At 42.3% G+C, this 19,285-nt stretch carries 17 protein-coding genes; 12 read left to right on the top strand and 5 right to left on the bottom strand.

Annotation, left to right across the window (positions count from 1 at the left end; all coding sequences use genetic code 11):
• Positions 1 to 5 precede the first annotated feature (5 nt).
• The 3 genes from ACQ93I_RS14570 (at position 6) to ACQ93I_RS14560 (ending at position 4,457) form a co-directional block, all read left to right on the top strand.
• Positions 6 to 2,207: a RecQ family ATP-dependent DNA helicase gene (locus tag ACQ93I_RS14570; protein ID WP_431699135.1), complete on the top strand. Its 2,202-nt coding sequence runs from the start codon at positions 6 to 8 to the stop codon at positions 2,205 to 2,207.
• A 316-nt stretch (positions 2,208 to 2,523) separates the two neighbouring features.
• Positions 2,524 to 2,832: a GIY-YIG nuclease family protein gene (locus ACQ93I_RS14565; RefSeq protein WP_431699134.1), complete on the top strand. Its 309-nt coding sequence runs from the start codon at positions 2,524 to 2,526 to the stop codon at positions 2,830 to 2,832.
• 692 nt (positions 2,833 to 3,524) lie between these two features.
• On the top strand, positions 3,525 to 4,457 hold the full coding sequence (locus ACQ93I_RS14560) for a peptidylprolyl isomerase (protein ID WP_431699133.1): 933 nt from the start codon (positions 3,525 to 3,527) through the stop codon (positions 4,455 to 4,457).
• Between the two features lie 170 nt (positions 4,458 to 4,627).
• On the opposite strand, the gene ACQ93I_RS14555 is transcribed toward ACQ93I_RS14560, so the two are convergent.
• Positions 4,628 to 5,263 (bottom strand): peroxiredoxin, encoded by a 636-nt coding sequence (locus tag ACQ93I_RS14555; protein ID WP_431699132.1) that lies wholly within the window; start codon positions 5,261 to 5,263, stop codon positions 4,628 to 4,630.
• A gap of 181 nt (positions 5,264 to 5,444) precedes the next feature.
• Positions 5,445 to 6,014: a thioredoxin family protein gene (locus tag ACQ93I_RS14550; RefSeq protein WP_431699149.1), complete on the bottom strand. Its 570-nt coding sequence runs from the start codon at positions 6,012 to 6,014 to the stop codon at positions 5,445 to 5,447.
• A gap of 89 nt (positions 6,015 to 6,103) precedes the next feature.
• On the opposite strand from ACQ93I_RS14550, the gene ACQ93I_RS14545 reads away from it, so the two are divergent.
• The 5 genes from ACQ93I_RS14545 (at position 6,104) to ACQ93I_RS14525 (ending at position 10,719) form a co-directional block, all read left to right on the top strand.
• Positions 6,104 to 6,562 carry a DUF962 domain-containing protein gene (locus ACQ93I_RS14545; RefSeq protein WP_431699131.1) on the top strand — a complete coding sequence of 153 codons (459 nt, stop codon included), beginning with the start codon at positions 6,104 to 6,106 and terminating at the stop codon, positions 6,560 to 6,562.
• 379 nt (positions 6,563 to 6,941) lie between these two features.
• Positions 6,942 to 7,283 carry a tRNA-binding protein gene (locus ACQ93I_RS14540; protein ID WP_431699130.1) on the top strand — a complete coding sequence of 114 codons (342 nt, stop codon included), beginning with the start codon at positions 6,942 to 6,944 and terminating at the stop codon, positions 7,281 to 7,283.
• 28 nt (positions 7,284 to 7,311) lie between these two features.
• Positions 7,312 to 7,611 carry a DUF6660 family protein gene (locus ACQ93I_RS14535; RefSeq protein ID WP_431699129.1) on the top strand — a complete coding sequence of 100 codons (300 nt, stop codon included), beginning with the start codon at positions 7,312 to 7,314 and terminating at the stop codon, positions 7,609 to 7,611.
• Positions 7,612 to 7,665: 54 nt separating this feature from the next.
• Complete coding sequence (locus ACQ93I_RS14530) at positions 7,666 to 9,849, top strand: TonB-dependent receptor (protein ID WP_431699128.1); 2,184 nt, start codon at positions 7,666 to 7,668, stop codon at positions 9,847 to 9,849.
• Between the two features lie 225 nt (positions 9,850 to 10,074).
• Complete coding sequence (locus ACQ93I_RS14525; protein ID WP_431699127.1) at positions 10,075 to 10,719, top strand: cation transporter; 645 nt, start codon at positions 10,075 to 10,077, stop codon at positions 10,717 to 10,719.
• A gap of 308 nt (positions 10,720 to 11,027) precedes the next feature.
• Here ACQ93I_RS14525 and ACQ93I_RS14520 read toward each other — a convergent pair whose 3' ends face one another.
• The 3 genes from ACQ93I_RS14520 to ACQ93I_RS14510 all read right to left on the bottom strand — a co-directional run bounded on the left by ACQ93I_RS14520 (position 11,028) and on the right by ACQ93I_RS14510 (position 15,843).
• Complete coding sequence (locus ACQ93I_RS14520; protein WP_431699126.1) at positions 11,028 to 13,541, bottom strand: M14 family zinc carboxypeptidase; 2,514 nt, start codon at positions 13,539 to 13,541, stop codon at positions 11,028 to 11,030.
• A gap of 79 nt (positions 13,542 to 13,620) precedes the next feature.
• Positions 13,621 to 14,010: a PUR family DNA/RNA-binding protein gene (locus ACQ93I_RS14515; RefSeq protein WP_265163094.1), complete on the bottom strand. Its 390-nt coding sequence runs from the start codon at positions 14,008 to 14,010 to the stop codon at positions 13,621 to 13,623.
• A 75-nt stretch (positions 14,011 to 14,085) separates the two neighbouring features.
• A complete protein-coding gene (locus tag ACQ93I_RS14510) occupies positions 14,086 to 15,843 on the bottom strand; it encodes an ABC transporter ATP-binding protein (protein WP_431699125.1) in 1,758 nt (585 codons plus the stop codon).
• 127 nt (positions 15,844 to 15,970) lie between these two features.
• On the opposite strand from ACQ93I_RS14510, the gene ACQ93I_RS14505 reads away from it, so the two are divergent.
• The 4 genes from ACQ93I_RS14505 to yajC all read left to right on the top strand — a co-directional run bounded on the left by ACQ93I_RS14505 (position 15,971) and on the right by yajC (position 18,918).
• Entirely contained in the window at positions 15,971 to 17,068 is a 1,098-nt protein-coding gene (locus ACQ93I_RS14505) for a Glu/Leu/Phe/Val family dehydrogenase (protein WP_431699124.1), read from the top strand.
• 87 nt (positions 17,069 to 17,155) lie between these two features.
• Positions 17,156 to 18,094: a transcription antitermination protein NusB gene (locus ACQ93I_RS14500; protein WP_431699123.1), complete on the top strand. Its 939-nt coding sequence runs from the start codon at positions 17,156 to 17,158 to the stop codon at positions 18,092 to 18,094.
• A gap of 49 nt (positions 18,095 to 18,143) precedes the next feature.
• Positions 18,144 to 18,596 carry a DUF1573 domain-containing protein gene (locus tag ACQ93I_RS14495; RefSeq protein ID WP_345598078.1) on the top strand — a complete coding sequence of 151 codons (453 nt, stop codon included), beginning with the start codon at positions 18,144 to 18,146 and terminating at the stop codon, positions 18,594 to 18,596.
• A 28-nt stretch (positions 18,597 to 18,624) separates the two neighbouring features.
• Positions 18,625 to 18,918, top strand: a complete 294-nt coding sequence (gene yajC / locus ACQ93I_RS14490) for a preprotein translocase subunit YajC (protein ID WP_266068768.1) — start codon at positions 18,625 to 18,627, stop codon at positions 18,916 to 18,918.
• The last annotated feature ends 367 nt before the right edge of the window (positions 18,919 to 19,285 follow it).

The following is a 19,285-nucleotide window of genomic DNA, read 5'->3' as shown; positions in this document are numbered from 1 at the left end:
ATTGAATGACTTCGCAGGAAATCAATTTACACGAACAACTTAAGAAATACTTTGGTTTTAGCCAGTTTAAGGGCCTCCAGGAGGAGGTTATAAAAAGTATAGTCCATGACCATAACACCTTTGTGGTGATGCCTACCGGAGGTGGTAAATCTTTATGTTACCAGTTGCCGGCACTTATAAAGGAAGGTACTGCAATTGTCGTTTCTCCCCTTATCGCTTTGATGAAGAACCAGGTAGATGCCATTCGCGGAATTTCTTCGGAAAATGGAATTGCCCACGTTCTAAACTCGAGCCTTAACAAAACCGAAGTTAAGCAGGTGAAAGAGGATATCACTAACGGTGTGACTAAATTACTTTATGTAGCACCCGAATCTCTCACCAAAGAAGAAAATGTCGAATTTCTACGCAGCGTACAAATCTCATTTTTGGCCATTGATGAAGCGCATTGTATTAGTGAGTGGGGTCATGATTTTAGACCCGAGTATAGAAATTTAAGACATATTGTAAAGCGAATTGGAGACGATATTCCTATTATAGGTCTAACGGCTACAGCTACGCCTAAGGTGCAGGAAGATATTCTAAAGAACCTTGCCATTACAGATGCCAATACTTTTAAGGCTTCATTTAATCGTCCTAATCTTTATTACGAGATACGCCCTAAAACAAAGAATGTAGATGCCGATATCATCAGGTTCATAAAACAGAACCAGGGAAAATCGGGGATCATTTACTGTCTTAGCCGTAAGCGGGTAGAAGAACTGGCACAAACCCTGCAGGTGAACGGCATATCGGCTGTTCCATACCATGCAGGTCTCGATGCCAAAACCCGGTCAAGGCACCAGGATATGTTCTTAATGGAAGAAGTTGATGTGGTGGTGGCTACCATTGCCTTCGGAATGGGGATTGACAAGCCCGATGTTCGTTTCGTTATCCACCATGACATACCCAAGAGTATAGAAAGTTACTATCAGGAAACTGGTCGTGCCGGAAGAGATGGAGGAGAAGGTCACTGCCTTGCTTTCTACTCCTATAAAGATATTGAGAAGCTGGAGAAATTTATGAGCGGGAAACCGGTTGCCGAGCAGGAGATAGGACAGGCCCTTTTACAGGAAGTTGTCGCTTTTGCCGAAACCTCTGTTTCCAGAAGAAAATTTATCCTCCACTACTTTGGAGAAGATTTTGATGAAAAGACCGGCGAGGGAGCCGATATGGATGACAACGTTCGCAATCCCAAAAAGCAGCATGAAGCAAAGAATGAAGTAGAACTTCTTTTGCGTACGGTGAAGGAGACAAAACAGCTGTACAAATCTAAAGAGGTTGTAAATACCCTGGTGGGAAAATCTAATGCGGTTATTAAGTCACATCGCACCGATGAACACGAACTCTTCGGAAAAGGTGCCGGGAAAGACGATAAATACTGGATGGCTTTATTACGACAGGTTCTTGTTGGCGGATTTCTTCGGAAGGATATCGAAACATACGGAGTAGTAAAACTGACCGAAAAAGGGGAGAAATTCCTGAAAACGCCAGATTCCTTTATGATGACCGAAGACCACATCTATGAAGTGGCCGGGAATGACGGAATAGTTTCCGCAGCAAAATCGGGCGGAGGAACAGATGAAGAACTGCTCAAAATACTTAAGGATTTAAGGAAGAAGATTGCCAAAGACCTGGGGCTGGCTACACATTTAATTTTCCAGGACCCTTCTTTGGAAGATATGGCTTTAAAATATCCGGTATCGGTTGAAGAGCTGGGTAATATACATGGAGTAGGGGAAGGGAAAAAATCCAAACCTTACAGTAAAAAGTTTGTAGACCTTATTGCCCGTTACGTTGAGGAAAACGACATTACCCGACCTGATGACCTGGTGGTAAAAACCACAGGACAAAACAGCGGATTAAAATTATACATTATTCAAAACGTAGACCGTAAGCTTCCTCTTGATGACATTGCAGCAGCAAAAGGCATGGAGATGAACGATTTCATTAAAGAAATGGAGGCAATAGTCTATAGCGGTACCAAATTGAATATCAATTACTGGATCGATGAGATCCTGGACGAAGACCAGCAGGAAGAAATGCACGAATATTTCCTCGATGCTCAAACCGATAAAATTGAAGAAGCACTTGATGAATTTGATGGAGATTACGATGAAGAAGAATTGCGTCTCTACAGGATTAAATTTATCAGCGAAGTAGCCAATTAAAGGATAAAGGTCTAAGGAATAATGAATAACAGCCGGAGCGAAAGTTTCGGCTTTTTTATTCATAGGAGGGTAAATACCCCGAGGCTTGCCTCGTTAGTAAATGTTGTAAAGTTAGAAAACGTGTTCCACTAAAATGCTCCGTGGGCTTGCCCCGGAGAAATTTACTATTGTCATTCAGAGTGCAGCTTTTGCGAAGCGAAGAATCTCAGATATTTGGAGAGGGAGATTCCTCCTATCGTCGGAATGACATTGAGTACTTTGTCATTCAGAGCGAAGCTTTTGCGGAGTGAAGAATCTTTTTCCTTAACTTCATTTCGTGAAGACCCTTGGCACCCATAACTATTTCGTTTATATTTTGACCAACAAGAATAAAACGGTGTTATATACTGGAGTTACAAATGATTTAAAAGCACGCCTTTACTTTCATGCCCATCCGGATGCCCTAAGCAAACACTTTACCACCCGGTATAGATGCTATTATCTTATTTATTTTGAACATTATCAGGATGTCAATATAGCTATTCAAAGGGAAAAGCAGATCAAAGGCTGGAGTAGGAAAAAAAAGGACTTAATGATCAATGTATTTAATCCAGATTGGAAATTTCTGAATAACGAGATTGAATAGAAAAGATTGAATAGGAGAGATTCCTCCTATCGTCGGAATGACATTGAGTACTTTGTCATTCAGAGCGAAGCTTTTGCGAAGCGAAGAATCTCTAAGGATGAGTAAAAGATTTCTCTTTCGTTGGAATGACAAGAGAAGGGCTTATGTCATTCAGAGCGTAGTTTTTGCGGAGCGAAGAATCTCAGATATTTGGAGAGGGAGATTCCTCCTATCGTCGGAATGACAAGGGAAGGGTTTCTGTCATTCAGAGCGCAGCTTTTGCGAAGCGAAGAATCTCAGATATTTGGAGAGGGAGATTCCTCCTATCGTCGGAATTACAAGGGAAGGGCTTCTGTCATTCAGAGCGTAGTTTTTGCGGAGCGAAGAATCTCAGATATTTGGAGAGGGAGATTCCTCCTATCGTCGGAATGACATTGAGTACTTTGTCATTCAGAGCGTAGCTTTTGCGAAACGAAGAATCTCAGATATTTGGAGAGGGAGATTCCTCCTATCGTCTGAATGACATTGAGTACTTTGTCATTCAGAGCGAAGCTTTTGCGGAGTGAAGAATCTCATTTAGAGATCTATTTCTCGGAAAATCAATATAATGCAAATTTTCCTTAACATTCTGCTAATTCTTCCTCTTTCGTTATACATTATTCCCTAAACCTTCATCATTGTATTATCTTTGCACTTTAACTTAAAACCAAGACATGAACGACGGATTATATGCAAAACTCCACACCACAAGAGGAGAAATAACTATAAAGCTGGAGCACGAGAAAACACCGGGAACGGTTGGGAACTTTGTAGCCCTGGCCGAGGGAAAACTTGAAAATGAAGCTAAACCACAGGGAACACCTTATTACGACGGACTCAAATTTCACCGCGTAATACCCGATTTTATGGTTCAGGGGGGTGACCCAAAAGGTACTGGATCTGGCGGACCGGGTTATCAGTTTGAAGACGAGATCCATCCCGATCTTAAACATGACCGTCCCGGAATACTTTCCATGGCCAATGCAGGTCCCGGTACTAACGGTAGTCAGTTTTTTATTACTCACGTTCCAACTCCGTGGCTTGACGGGAAGCATACTGTCTTTGGTCACGTGGTTGAGGGGCAGGATGTTGTTGATGCTATTAAACAGGGTGACACTATAGATAAGGTAGAGATCATCAGAGAAGGTGAATCGGCTGAGAATTTTAATGCAGTTGAATCTTTCCGTTTGTTCAACGGTGCAAAAGCCGAAAGAGAAGCGGCAGCTAAAAAGCAGCAGGAAGAACTAATGGGTGAGTTGGCCCAGGGATTCGAAAAAACCAGTAGCGGATTACGTTACAAGATGATTGCCACAGGTAACGGTAAACAAGCTGAAAAAGGAAAAACAGTTTCAGTTCATTATAAAGGAATGTTACCTGACGGAACAGTTTTCGATTCCTCATACAAAAGAAAACAACCTATCGAATTTCCATTAGGAAAAGGACATGTTATCGAAGGTTGGGACGAAGGAATTCAATTATTGAAAGAAGGTGACCAGGCGAGATTTGTCATCCCTTCAAACCTGGCTTACGGTTCACGTGGTGCCGGCGGAGTAATTCCACCAGATGCAACTCTTATCTTTGATGTAGAGCTTGTAAAAGTGAAGTAAATATTTAAATTTATTATAATTAAGAAACCTCAGTATCCCTATGGAAGCTGAGGTTTTTTATTTTTAGACGTTAGACGTTAGACGTTAGACGTTAGACGTTAGACGTTAGTCGTTAGTCGATAGACGTTAGCAGATTATACAATACATTATACTTACTATATACAATTTTCTTATTCCGGTTGTGGCGTCATCCTCAAATAAGGTTTCACTTCTTTAAACCCTTTAGGGAATAACTTTTCAGCTTCCTCGTTTGTTACAGACGGACTAATAACTACATCTTCACCCGACTTCCAGTTGGCCGGGGTGGCAACTTTTCTATAAGCCGTTAGCTGTAGCGAATCAATTACCCGTAGGAGCTCCTCAAAATTTCTCCCGGTGCTGGCAGGGTAAGTGATCATCAACTTTATGGTCTTGTCTGGTGCAATGACATAGACTGACCGTACGGTAAGCGTATTATCGGCATTGGGATGGATCATATCATAAAGATCGGCCACCTTCCGGTCTTCATCAGCAATAATCGGGAAGTTCACAGAGGTATTTTGGGTCTCATTGATATCCTTGATCCAATCTTTGTGAGACTCTACACCGTCTACACTAAGGGCCATCACCTTTACATTCCGCTTTTCAAATTCGTCTTTATATTTTGCGGCTGCTCCCAGTTCGGTAGTACAAACAGGCGTATAATCGGCAGGATGAGAAAATAGAATTCCCCAGCTGTCACCAAGAAAATCATAAAAGTTTATCTTTCCTTCCGAAGTTTCGGCATCGAAGTTAGGGGCTTTGTCACCAAGTCTTAATGTGCTCATTTTCAACTGTATTTAATGTGAATAAAAGAAGAGTAAAATTAAGGAATATTGATCTTCAATAATTCTATTGCCGTTAAAACTGAGTTAATCTTTTAGCTTTTAGATATCAGATCTTAGATTTGAGACTTGAGAAATTTTCTCAACAAATATTGAATATTCAATATTTCAATAATAAATAACTTTATTCTTTTGGAGCGTATTTCCATTTGATGGAGCAGCCAACACTGGGTTTCTGAGGTCCGGGTATTGGGCGGCTGCCTAAAAGCGCATCCAGAGCTTCCCGCAGTTCCCTGCCGTTTAAAGAATGTCCGTTGCCGGGTCGGGAGCTGTCCAGTTGGCCGTGATAAACCAGTTTTTGTTCCCCGTCAAAAAGGTAAAAATCGGGTGTGCATTCTGCTTTGTAATTCCGTGCTACTTTCTGTGTGCGGTCGTAAAGGTAAGGGAAAGTAAAATTGTGTTTTCGGGCGAACTGCCACATGAGATCAGGGTGATCTTCAGGATATTGTTCCACGTCGTTACTGCTTATTGCTACAAACCCGAAACCAAGAACCCGGTAATCATTCGCAACCCTCACAATTTCATCTACCACATGCTTCACGTAAGGACAGTGATTGCACAAAAACATGATCACAGTGCCTCGTTCCCCCTCCACATCGGCAAGAGAATGAAGGTTTGCCGTGACAGCATCGGGTAGTTCAAAATCTATGAGCTGTGTGCCCAGTGGTAAAATATTTGAAGCAGTTTCGGCCATTTGTTCAGGTGCATTTATCTGCTGAAAATACAAATTTTTGGCTACATATTCTTAAAATTCCTATCTTGGTTCTACTTCAACAAGATCATATGCGCACTTTAGATCAATGGTTTGCCGAATATGCCGTAAGCCACCAGAATAAGACCAATCAGCTTATCCATTACGTTTGTGTGCCTGCAATTTTCTTTTCCATCGTAGGTCTGGTCATGAGTATTCCACCGGGACCTCTTACTGGAATATTCCCCATGTATATTCCATTTTTAGAAAACTGGGCAGCGGTGATTTTGATCCTGGTCCTGGTATTCTACTTTAGATTATCACTAAGTATGGGATTTAAAGTCCTTGTCTTCGCGGCATTGTGCATAGCAGGCAACTACTACATTTCTCTTGTGGCGCCCTTATGGCTGGTCTCTTTAATAATTTTCGTAGTGGCCTGGATTGGGCAGTTCTACGGACATAAAGTAGAGGGCAAAAAACCTTCATTTATGAAAGATCTTCAGTTTTTGCTCATAGGCCCCGCATGGGTGATCAGGAAAATTTTCGGATAATTAATATTGAGTAGTAAGTATTGAGAAGTGAGAGTTAGTAGTACGAGTTTAAAAGTATTTCAAAGGTGCAGGTTTCAGGTTACATATTTTTTGTAATCAATTAGCGCTATTCTTTAGCCTCTCTTTGGAAATCTATATGGGAAAGCTAATTGACTTACACCTCTTTGTGCTATACTTTTTAAACTTTGTGTACTTAGTTTGAACTTTTTCGGCTCCTTTTTGGGCAGGGTTAAAGCGAAATGTTCTTTTCCTTTTCTGCGAAAGAGTTTGGGGATTGTTTCATAAAAAGATTTAATTCGTGAATTCGTGGCAAAAAAACTATTAGAACGCTTCTTAAAAATACTATTTTAGGGGAGTAATATTCTAAAACAGTTCAAAAGTGAATAAACACCTGTCCTGGAAAGATTTTGAAAAAGTAGAAATGCGGGTTGGAACTATTATTGAAGTTTCAGATTTTCCTAAAGCCCGAAATCCGGCGTACCAACTCAAGATCGATTTTGGACCTGAAATTGGAATCAGGAAATCTTCAGCTCAAATCACCAAACGCTATTCCAAAGAAGACCTGCAGGATAGACAGATCATTGCCGTAGTCAATTTTCCGAAGAAACAGATCGCCAACTTCATGAGTGAATGCCTGGTGCTGGGGTCTGTAGGTGCCGAAAATGACATTGTTTTGCTCCAGCCCGGAGCTAAAGTTGAAAACGGACTAAGAGTAGGCTGATTTCATTCTGGTTTTTTAACTTTGCAGCGTGAAAACCTTAGCTGTCTTCTTTTCTCTTGTAGTACTCGTTTTAAACGGCATACCGTGTTGTGCAGATGAATGCCGCGATGATATTTCTCATGAACAAGAGGAGCGTGATTCGCACAGCAATGAACTTTGTTCTCCCTTTTTAAGTTGCGGTGCCTGTAATGCAGTAGTAATACTTCAGGAAGAGCCCTCAAAAATACCTTTTTTGGAACCTATGCTGGGGAGAGAGTATATTGAGGCAGAAGAAGGATTGATCTCAGAAATCACTTTCCGCATCTGGCAGCCCCCGAAGAATAGCTGAATAACTTCTAAGGGAATTCTTCCCAAAGCTATTTCTCAATATTAAAATTTTACAATGATTCAAAAGATATTTCTGCTGTTGGGCTTCGTTTTTATTGGCCTTACAGCAAACGCACAGAACGTGCTCAAAATAAAAGTTATTGATGCCGAAACAGATCAGCCTCTATATGGCGCCAATGCTTCGATAGCTGGTACTACTATTGGTGCCACGGCAAATGAAGAAGGCGTCATCACTTTAGAGAATATCCCTAATGGTATCCAGATAATAAAAATCAGTTATGTCGGTTTTGCCACTCAGGAACTCAGTTTGGAATTTCCTCTTGCTGAAGAAAAATTTATTAGCATCGAACTTGCTCCTGAAGGCGAACACATGGAAGAGGTGATCATCTCTGCCACGCGATCCCGCCGCACCATTGCCGATCTTCCAACTCGTGTGGAGGTGATCTCGGGAGAGGAACTCGGCGAAAAAGGAAATATGAAACCGGGGGATATTAGAATGCTGCTGAATGAAACCACCGGGATACAAACGCAGCAAACATCGGCTACTTCGTATAATTCCAGTATTCGCATTCAGGGTCTCGACGGAAAGTACACGCAGTTGCTAAAAGACGGCTACCCCTTATATTCCGGCTTTTCAGGCGGATTAAGTCTGCTCCAAATAGTACCGCTAGACCTTCAACAGGTGGAGGTGGTGAAAGGTGCGTCTTCCACTTTATATGGAGGGGGAGCGATTGCGGGGCTTGTAAACCTGGTGTCCAAAACTCCGGGAGAGGAGCGGGAGATCAACTTCCTGCTTAACGGGACTTCTGCCCTCGGCCTTGATGTTAGCGGATTTTATTCCGATAGCTTCGGAAAGTTTGGGACCACGCTTTTTGCCTCCTATAATTATAGCGACCCTTACGATCCTGCCGATATTGGCCTTACCGCAATTCCGGAAGTGAATCGTGTGACCATTAATCCGAAGCTGTTTTACTACCCTTCCGAAAATGCCACTTTAGAGGTGGGAGTGAACACAGTTATTGAGGAAAGAACAGGTGGGAATATGGCATTTTTGGAAGGTGACGATGTTGCAGATCCTTATTTTGAAAGGAACAACACCGAAAGGGTCACCACCCGTGCCGGCTATACGCAGCTATACGAGAACGGCAATTCGCTGATGATAAAAAACAGCTTCAGCTTTTTTGAGCGGAAGATAGAAATACCCGATTTTACTTTTTCGGGAGACCAGCTGGCTTCCTTCAGTGAGATCTCTTATAACTTTGGAGATATGGACCTGGAGTGGGTAGCAGGATTGAACATAGTTTCAGACAAATTTGTTCAGGACCCTACTGCAACTTCCGAAGTTGTAGATTACAATCACATCACGTACGGCGCCTTCCTTCAGAACAACTGGCGCATTTCTCCAATGTTTAGCCTGGAGAGTGGTTTGCGTACCGACTATCAGAACGAGTACGGCTGGTTTGTGCTGCCACGACTTTCGGCCCTCATCGAATTTTCGGATGCCTGGACCATGAGGCTGGGCGGCGGACTCGGTTATAAAACTCCGACCATCTTTACTGAAGATGCTGAAAGAATTCAGTTTCGAAATGTAAGGCCCATAAATGTTTCTGAAACTGAAGCCGAACGTTCCATTGGGGCAAATTTTGATATCAACTATCGCACAAAGCTATTTGAAGCAATAGATTTCAGCCTTAACACGCTGTTCTTCTATACTCGCGTTAATGATCCTATTATGCTGACAGCTGCATTTTCTAACGGAATTAATCAGCATTATGTTTATACACAGCCTGATGGTTACCTCGACACCCAGGGAATGGAAGCGAATTTTAGATTCAAATATGGGAATTTTAAGCTATTCACAGGTTACACCCTCGCCGATGTGAATGAGCATTATTTTGGAGAGACCTATGAGGCGCCACTCGTTGCGCAACACCGGCTAAACAATGTTCTTGTTTATGAAATTCATGAGAAACTGGTAATAGGTCTGGAAGGATATTACTTCGGAAGACAAAAGCTGGAAGGCGGACTGACCGGTCAGGATTACTGGATCTTCGGATTAATGACCGAAAAGAAATGGGAGAACTTCTCTCTGTTCCTCAATTTTGAAAATTTCACCGATACGAGACAAACCCGGTTTGACGACATCTACACCGGATCAATTTCCGATCCACAGTTCCGGGATATCTATGCCCCTGTAGATGGATTTGTGATCAATGGCGGGATAAAGATTAATCTGTAATTCTTTTTTAGTTGCGGGTTGCGGGTTGCGGGTTGCGGGTTGCTTGTTACCTGTTGCAGGTTGTGGGTTGCAGGTTGAATCTAGCGAGTTGCCCGTGGTGAGTTCTGGATGGGTCCCCTCCTTCGGAGGGGTGGCCGTAGGGCGGGGTGGGAGATTATGTTTAACTTTAAATGTTTTCCCGGATTAATTTCGTAATTCTCAAATCCTACATCTAACTTTACACCTATGCACCAGGAAAAATATAATAAACGACTGCATTACGCTTATATTCTGAGCATGATCACCATTGGCTATAATTTAGTCGAAGGTGGGGTGTCTACCTTTTTTGGAGCCAGTGATGAAACCCTCACACTGTTCGGATTTGGGCTTGATAGTTTTGTAGAGGTACTTTCGGGAGTTGGAATCGCCCACATGATCTACAGAATGAAAAGGAACCCTGTGACAGAACGGGACGGTTTTGAAGTGACTGCATTAAAAATTACCGGCACTGCCTTCTACATTCTTGCCGCCGGACTCGTAGTGGGCGCTGTACTGGCCGTCATCAACAAATCTGAACCCGAAACCACTCTTGCCGGGATCATTGTTGCCGTACTTTCTATACTTACCATGTATTTTTTGTACCGTGAAAAAATAAAAGTAGGAGAGGAGCTGGAGAGTCAGCCAATCATTTCAGACGCTAAATGCACAAAAACCTGTTTTTACCTTTCTTTCATCCTACTTGCCTCCAGCCTTCTTTATGAGCTGTGGCAGATTCCCTATGTCGATGCCCTGGGAAGTCTTGGTATTGCCTGGTATGCCTGGAAAGAAGGAAAGGAAGCCTTTGAAAATGCAAAATCGAAGAATTTGAGCTGTAGTAGTGATTGTTGTTAAATAAGAAGATATTAGATTTTAGACTTTGCCTAGAGTCAATGTTATTGATTCACAAGCTGGGTAAAATCCTTGTTTTTTAATTCGCTGCAAGGCAGGAAGGAGGTGGCCTTCAATAAGTTGCCTCCGGCTTTAGCCGAAAGAACCAGAAGGTAGAACACAGGGCTTTAGCCCAAAAAATGAGGGGTTCCAAAAATGGCATTTTTGGAACCCCTCATTTTTCATCTTCCCAGATCTAATATCTCAAATCTAATATCTCAAATCTAATATCTCAAATCTAATATCTCAAATCTAATATCTCAAATCTATTTCTACATTTCATCCCCAAAGAACACCGCATTCATTAACAGTTTATTGGTTCCATACCAAAAGGCCCGGAAGTTAGTGTTGTCTGTAAACAAAATGACATTTCCTCTTCCCAGTGACTTGTGTTTGAAGGGAACAGTTCCCGGTAAAAGTTCCAGGTTTTCTTCACTAATATATCCACTTAACAGGGGCTTTTCGGTGTAGATGATCGGATTTTTGTAAGAAGTGGAATCGGCTTCTACGAACAGGGTGGTGTCTCGAAAAAGTGCGATTTTATCATCTTTATAACCAAAGTTGATTGGGTGGGAGCGATCCTGTTTTGCTTCAAAAATAGCACCGCCAATACCTTGCGCGCCTCTAAAATCCTGTCGCTGCTCAAAAGTGACATTTTTGGCCTGCACTTCATTCTCTTTGAATTCCAAATCAAGGAATTCATTTTTATCCAGCCATTTTGCTGCATTTTTGTAACCTATCAAAGTCCCGCCATTACGGACCCATTCTTTCAGCTTTTCAGCATCTTTCTCGTCCAGGGCACTGCCCCAGGAGTTGGAAAGTATGATATCGGTATAGCGGCTGAGATTGGTGCGGGAGAAATTTTTAAGATCAAGTTTGGTGATCTTCATGTCATACCGCTGATCAAAAAGGTGCCATATCTCTCCTGCATCGTATGGAGTAATCCTTTCGCCCACCAAAATGGCTACCTTTTGTGGCTCAAGGGCTCTAAACTGGTTGCTTCCAAGGTTTATTCCTCCTGTGAGGCCGGTATTGGCCGCCGAAATGTCTACATGAGCATCTTTAGCTACTTTTACCAGGAAATCGTAGATCTCATCGGCATTCATCTCCTGGTTTTGAGCCGGAACCATGATGGTGCCGAAATCATAATTTTTGGTCCCCAGCTGAAAAGGCTGCATGGCCACTTTTGCGCGTAATCCTTTATTCAATATTTGATTGAGGGCTTTAGGAGCTTCATAGGTATGCCATTCCATGAGGTAGGCATACTCGCTCTTTTCGGGGAGAGTTAATCGGGGTCTTGTAAGACTGTCTATTTTTTGGCCTGCAACATTCATTTTGGCTTCATCTGTGAAGTCGAGGTTAAATGCCAGTGGGAAAGACCAGGCCGATATATCATAGAAAAGGCTATCTTCAAATGTAGTTCTTCGTTCAAACATGGCTTTTAAAAGCCTTTGCTGTTTCTGCTTTTTTGGCACCACATAACTGCTCTGGGGTTTGAAAGTGTTCCCGTCTTTGCTGAATTCTTCCTGCAGTTCATGCACTTCTACTTTGTGACGCTTCAGGATTTCGGCTAAATGATAGGCTGAAGAGGCATCTTTGCTGTTTCCGAAGACATACGCTCCTTTTTCGGCTTCCCTGCGGGCGTTCTGGTAAAAGTCGCGTTGGTAATCAAGTAGCTTTACCCGCATTTCTTTGGCAGCTTTTAATGTGGAAAGCGCAGCAGTGAACTGGTTGCGGATGGTAAAGGGAAAAGTCAGGATCCCGTTATCGGTTTCCTGCGCATGTCCGCGCGAACTTCCCTGTTCAAAAAGGATTCCGACGCTTCCCTGTATATCCGGGAAAGTAGAGCCTTTTCCGTAGTAGAAATCGTCGTAATTCTCTTCGGTATAATAAAGGGATCCAATATTATCAAGGGCTGCAGCGTGGTAGGTTCCAATTTCTTTTGTGAGTTCCTGGTTGAGGTTTGGGGTAAGGGGGTGGGTCCTGGAAGGAATTCCCGGTTGAAAGAAAAAGGAAGAATTCGATCCCATTTCGTGATGGTCTGTAAGAACGTTGGGGTACCAGTTGTGGAAGGTTTCTATTCTCGCCCTGCTTTCGGGGAGTTGCACCGGCAGCCAGTCGCGGTTCATGTCAAACCAGTAGTGGTTGGTGCGGCCGCCAGGCCAGGTTTCATCGTATTCCCTGTCTTGCGGATCGGGGTTGATGTTTGCACTTTTATTGGTGTTCACCCACGACGCAAATCTTTGCAGCCCATCGGGATTAAAAACCGGATCGAAAAGGATGACGGTATTCTTCAGTAATTCTTCAATTTCGGGGCCTTCGGCAGCGGCCAGGTAATATGCGGCCAAAATAGCGGCGTTTGCACCACTTGCTTCATTTCCGTGAATGGAAAACCCCTGATTCACGACCACGGGCATTTCAGAAGTATTAATATTTTCTGAACCAGGTTCTGTCAACGCCACATGTTGTTGACGAATTTCCTCGAGCTTGTCATGATTTTCTTCCGAAGTAATTGTAAGCAGCACCAAAGGCCTTTTTTCATAGGTGAAGCCTCTGTTTTCAATACTAATTCGGGGTGAAGTTTGTGCCAGAAAATGCATGTAGATCAAAACCTGGTCATGACTGGCATGCCACTCCCCGGGAACGAAATCGAGCACATCCTGTGGTGTGGGAATAGCGGGGTTATAAGTGACATCTTGTGGCAGGTAGTATGAGAGATCCAGTTCTTCTTGTGCAGAGAGCTGTAAATTCAATAAAAATAAAAGGGCAACAATAAAGGTTCTCATAAATGACATTTTTGACACTACAATATAAAAAAACCGCCCAGGGTTTGCCTGGACGGTTTTAAAATGCGTGTATTTTTAACTAAATATCGTCGAAACTTATATCAGTAAATGCAGCGGCAGATGGAGCAGCGGCGGTTTCAACCTTCTTTTGCTCATCTTCTTCGTATTCTTTCTTAAAGTTCTTTTGATGGCGTTCGCTAATCACTTCTTCCCCTTTTTCATCAAGAATAAAATCGGTCATCTCCTGAAGGATCTCATTAAAACCGGCGAAATCTTCTTTGTAAAGGTAGATCTTGTGCTTTTTGTAGTGGAAAGATCCGTCTTCATTGGTGAATTTTTTGCTCTCGGTAATCGTCAGGTAGTAATCGTTTGCCTTAGTCGCCCTAACATCAAAGAAATAGGTGCGTCTTCCGGCTCTCAAGACCTTGGAAAAAATCTCTTCTTTTTCAATCGTTCCATTGTCGCTCATAATCAAAATATCTTTTACGGTTTGTAAATCATAGGTTCAAAAATCTAAAAAAAATTAACATTCCGCAACAAATTTTTACATTTCTTTTTCACTCAGTTGTTTTAAATAGAGCTCGCGATAATAACCTTCAGCCTCAATGAGTTGCTGGTGAGAACCGCGTTGGGTGATCTCGCCGTCTTCGAGGATGATGATCTTATCGGCATTTTTGACCGATGAAATTCTATGGCTTACGATTATAGTGGTCTTGTTTTTACTGATTTTAAAGAGGTTATTGAGAATTTCTTCTTCTGTTTCTGTGTCTACTGCGGAAAGGGAATCGTCAAAAAGAAGGATTTTTGGATCGTGAACAATGGCCCGGGCGATAGAAACGCGCTGTTTTTGCCCGCCCGAAAGGGTGATTCCGCGTTCTCCCAATACGGTGTCGTAGCCTTTGCTGAAGCCTTCAATATTCTTGTGAACCGCGGCATTTTTAGCAGCTGCTATGATCTCTTCTTCAGTAGCATCGGCCTTACCAAATTTGATGTTGCTCCTTATCGAATCACTGAACAAAAAGGCATCCTGCGGCACATAACCAATGCTTTTTCGCAGCTCCCTGAGGTTCATGTTCTGTATGTTTTTTCCGTCTATGGTGATCTCGCCTTTCTCTACGTCATAAAGCCGACCAATAAGCTCCAGGATGGTAGATTTACCCGATCCGGTTTTTCCTATAATAGCCAGGGTCTCTCCACTTTCCACCTCAAAAGTGACATTTTTGAGGGCTGTGATGTTGGTATCTTCATAGGTGAAAGTGACATTTTTAAAGGCAATGGCACCCTGCACGTCTTCGGGTTCATGAGACGGGTTTTGTATTTGTGGTTCCTCGTTCAAGAACTCGTTGATCCTTTTTTGAGAAGCTGCGGCCTGTTGCACAATAGAGGTGACCCACCCTACTGTGGCAACGGGCCAGGTAAGCATATTCACGTAAAGCAGAAATTCTACGATCACTCCCAGCTCTTCAATTTCACCATTGATGAATTTTTTGCCACCTATATAGATCACCAGGATATTACTGGCGCCTATAAGAAGAACCATGAGGGGAAAGAAGAAGGCCTGCACTTTTACCAGGTCAATATTCTTTTCTTTATTCTCATTTGAGAGGGTGACAAATGAGCTGTTGGTTTGAGGTTCGAGTCCGTAGGATTTTATTACTGAAATTCCGCTGAAGCTTTCCTGCGTAAAGGTGTTGAGCTTTGATAAATACTGCTGTACAATGGTGCTGCGTTTGTTAATGGCAACACTTAGCTTATAGATGGCAAAAGAAAGTATGGGCAGGGGAGTGATCACGTAAAGGGTAAGCTCTGGGGCCTGCAGGAACATGTACGGGATCACCACAATAAAAAGGATCCCGGTTTGCACGCTGTACATAAATGCGGGGCCGGCATACATTCTCACCTTGGAGACGTCTTCACTTATCCTGTTCATAAGGTCTCCCGTGCGATTCTTTTTATAAAAATTGAGGGAAAGGTCCTGGTACTTTCTGTACACCTCATTCTTCAGGTCGTATTCAATATGCCTGGAAACCACAATAATGGCCTGCCTCATAAGAAAAGTGAACAGCGCTGCCATTAAGGTTGCCCCCAAAATAAGAAGAATGTTGTTCATGAGCTCGGTACGCAATACAGCTTCCGAAGTAATATCGCCATTCACATATTCTTCAATGGCAGTAGTAGATTCCCCAATAAAGCGGGGGGTGAGAATAGCAAAGACGCGCGCCAGGATGGTAATAAAGATCCCAACGATGAGTTGCCATTTGTATTTGTAAAAGTATTTATTTAAATGTTTCAGTTCTTTCATAGGGCTGCACCGGCTGAATTTTCATTTTTACATTTTTGTTGAAGAACAAGGTTGTTAAAATGAAATATTATTTATTTTTGCTGCGAAATATTTCGAATAATGAAATTCATTCTAAATTACTAAACTAATGAAAGTGGATGTTCTAAAGGCAAATGAACTTAAAAAAGCCGCTCCGGTCTTTGGGCAGCTTTCCTTTGATGACCATGAACAAGTGGTTTTTTGCAACGACAAAGATACAGGTTTAAAGGCAATAATTGGAATTCACAATACAGTTTTGGGTCCTGCCCTTGGTGGTACCCGTATGTGGAATTACAGCAGTGAATGGGAAGCTCTTAATGATGTACTTCGTCTTTCGCGAGGCATGACCTTTAAGAGTGCGGTTACCGGGTTAAACCTTGGTGGCGGTAAAGCTGTAATTATTGGAGATGCTAAAACAGAGAAAACTCCCGAGTTGATGCGGAAGTTTGGAGAGTTTGTAAATTCTTTAGGCGGAAAATACATCACTGCCGAAGATGTGGGTATGGAAACTGCCGACATGGATACCGTACGCGAGGTGACCCCTTATGTTACAGGTATTTCTGAAGCCAAAGGTGGTGCCGGTAATCCTTCTCCAGTAACAGCTTATGGCGTTTACATGGGGATGAAAGCCGCGGCAAAATTTAGATATGGAAGCGATGATTTACAGGGAAGATCTGTTCTTGTACAGGGAATAGGCCATGTAGGTGAAGCCTTGGTTGATTATCTGGCTAAAGAAGGTGCAAATGTGGTTATAAGTGATATTAATCAGAAGAAATTGACTGAAGTTCGGGACCGGTATAACGCAACTATCTATGGTGGTGATGATGTGTATGGTGCAGACGTTGATATCTACGCCCCCTGTGCCCTGGGAGCTACAATAAACGACCAGACTATTGACAGGTTCAAGGCCTCAATTATTGCAGGAGCTGCTAATAACCAATTGGCCAGTGATGTAAAGCACGGGCATATTCTTAGGGAAAAAGGGATTGTATATGCGCCCGATTTTCTTATCAACGCCGGTGGGATCATCAATGTTTATGCTGAACTGGAAGGCTACGGAAGAAAAGAGATCATGGAGAAGACGCAGAACATCTACAATACCACGCTTGAGATCCTTAATGCGGCTGAAGCTGAAGGAATGTCTACACATGAAGCTGCTCTTAAGGTGGCACAACAAAGAATCACCGACAGAAAAAATCGCAAATAAGCCACGTGATTTTTTAATTTAATAGTATTTTTGCCGGGCGAAAGGGAAAAACCTTTCGCCCTAATTTTTTAAAGTTCTTTTACAGCTATGTTGACCAGAAGACATATCAGGGTTAAAGTAATGCAGTCTCTGTACGCCTATTCCCAGAGTGAAAATGATAACCTGAAGGCAGAGGAGAAATTCCTGCTCAAGAGTATGGATGAGATGTATGATCTATATCTTTTACTGCTAGATTTAATCGTCGAAATTAAAGATCATGCCGAGGATTACCTTGAGAAATCCCAGCTAAAGCATTTACCTTCTGAAGAAGATGTAGATCCCAACCGCAAGTTCGTCAACAATGAGTTGATCGCGCAGCTTAAGCAAAACAGGTCGCTGAACATAGAACTGGAAACCCGCAAGCTCAATAACTGGAAGAATGATGACGAGTACGTAGAAATCCTGTGGGCCGAGATAAGGAACAGTGATCGCTACAGAGAGTACATGACTACCCGTACTTCAAGTTTCAGGGAAGACAAAGAATTTGTAATTGCCATTTTTAGAGAGATCATTGCTCCCAACGAAAAACTTTACGATTACCTCGAAGATAAAAAGATCACGTGGGTAGACGATTTACCACTGGTGAACACAGCCATTGTAAAAATGTTACAGAAGGCATCAGAAGGTAAAGATCAGGCGTTAACAAGACTTTTTAAGAGTTCAGATGATAAGGATTATGCCGTAGAGCTGTTCAGAAAAACTTTGCTCAATGATAACAGCCTGGCTCAGGAAATGGAGGGAAAAACTCCTAACTGGGACAAGGAAAGGATTGCCGATTTAGATACCATTCTTATCAAAATGGCGATCTGTGAATTCTTGAAATTTCCATCTATTCCCGTTAAGGTTACTATTAACGAATATTTAGAAGTTGCCAAAGAATACAGTACCCCTAAAAGCAGTATTTTTATTAACGGGGTGCTTGACAAACTCTCCAAAGAGTACAGTGAGAACAACAAGCTTAATAAAATGGGGAGAGGCCTTATGTAGTCTTTCAAATTTTCTTAATTTTATCCACTTTAACCATAAATTGTAAATCATGAAAAAAGGAATTTTATTACTGGCATTGATTGCTGCGTTTAATTTTACTTCCTGTAAAGACAATGCAGCCGAAAAGGTACAGGCAGAGAACGTAGAAGAAGCAGCACTACGTGATTCACAGGATGTAGTCTATCCTCAACTTAGTTTCGAAAATACAGAACACGATTTTGGAACTATTGCACAGGGTACCAATGTTGAGCATACCTTTACATTTACCAACACAGGAAAAGCTCCTCTTGTTATCACTAATGCTTCCAGCTCTTGTGGATGTACAGTGCCTACCTGGACAAAAGAACCTATTGCTCCGGGAGAAACAGGAGAAATGGTAGTGAAGTTCAACGGTAGCGGACAAAACCAGGTTACCAAAACAGTAAATATTACAGCTAATACCGAAACCGGGAAAGAGCAAATTAAAATTAAAGCTTTTGTAGAGCCTAAGGCCCAGTCTTAAGCATAAATAAGAGCAACAATACTACCCTATGGATCAATTAGCCCAGTTTGCCCCAATTATTTTAATGTTTATCGTGGTGTATTTTTTTATGATACGCCCTCAAATGAACCGTGCCAAGAAAGAAAAACAATTCTCCTCCGAAATTAAAAGAGGGGACAGGATTGTTACCAAAAGCGGAATGCACGGTAAAATAGTTGATTTTAGCGATAAACTCAATGCAGTAATTATAGAAACCGGAGCCGGAAAAATCACTTTTGACAGATCTTCCATTTCAATGGAAATGAGCCAGAAGTTAAACGAACCGGTGAAGGAAACAAAATAGTTCCTTTAAGGAATTAAATAAAAAGGTCCTGCACAGCTGTGCAGGACCTTTTTTGTTACAATAAACTCATCAATTTATTCCTGTTCTTCGTCCATAAGATGGCTGGGCTCGAAGAGTTTGCGCAAGAGAACGCGTGAAGCCAGGGTGGAGAAAAGAACTGTGTTGTAGTTTATCCCGGATAGATCTCACCTTCCAAAAATGCCATTCTCACGGGTTATTTTGGGTATGGATGTCGGGTAACATTTTCAGGATAAACAGGAGCCTTCAGGAGGTGCTGAAGATAAACTAATCCGAAAGTGGCAGGAACAAAAAAGGCTGTCTTAAGAACTACGCAACGTTATTGTGAATAAGATTCAGCTTAACGAAG

It is taken from the genome of Salinimicrobium sp. WS361 (assembly GCF_050750585.1).
Lineage (GTDB): Bacteria > Bacteroidota > Bacteroidia > Flavobacteriales > Flavobacteriaceae > Salinimicrobium.
Note: the sequence above shows the minus strand (reverse complement) of the source record. Positions and strands in the feature narration are given on the sequence as shown.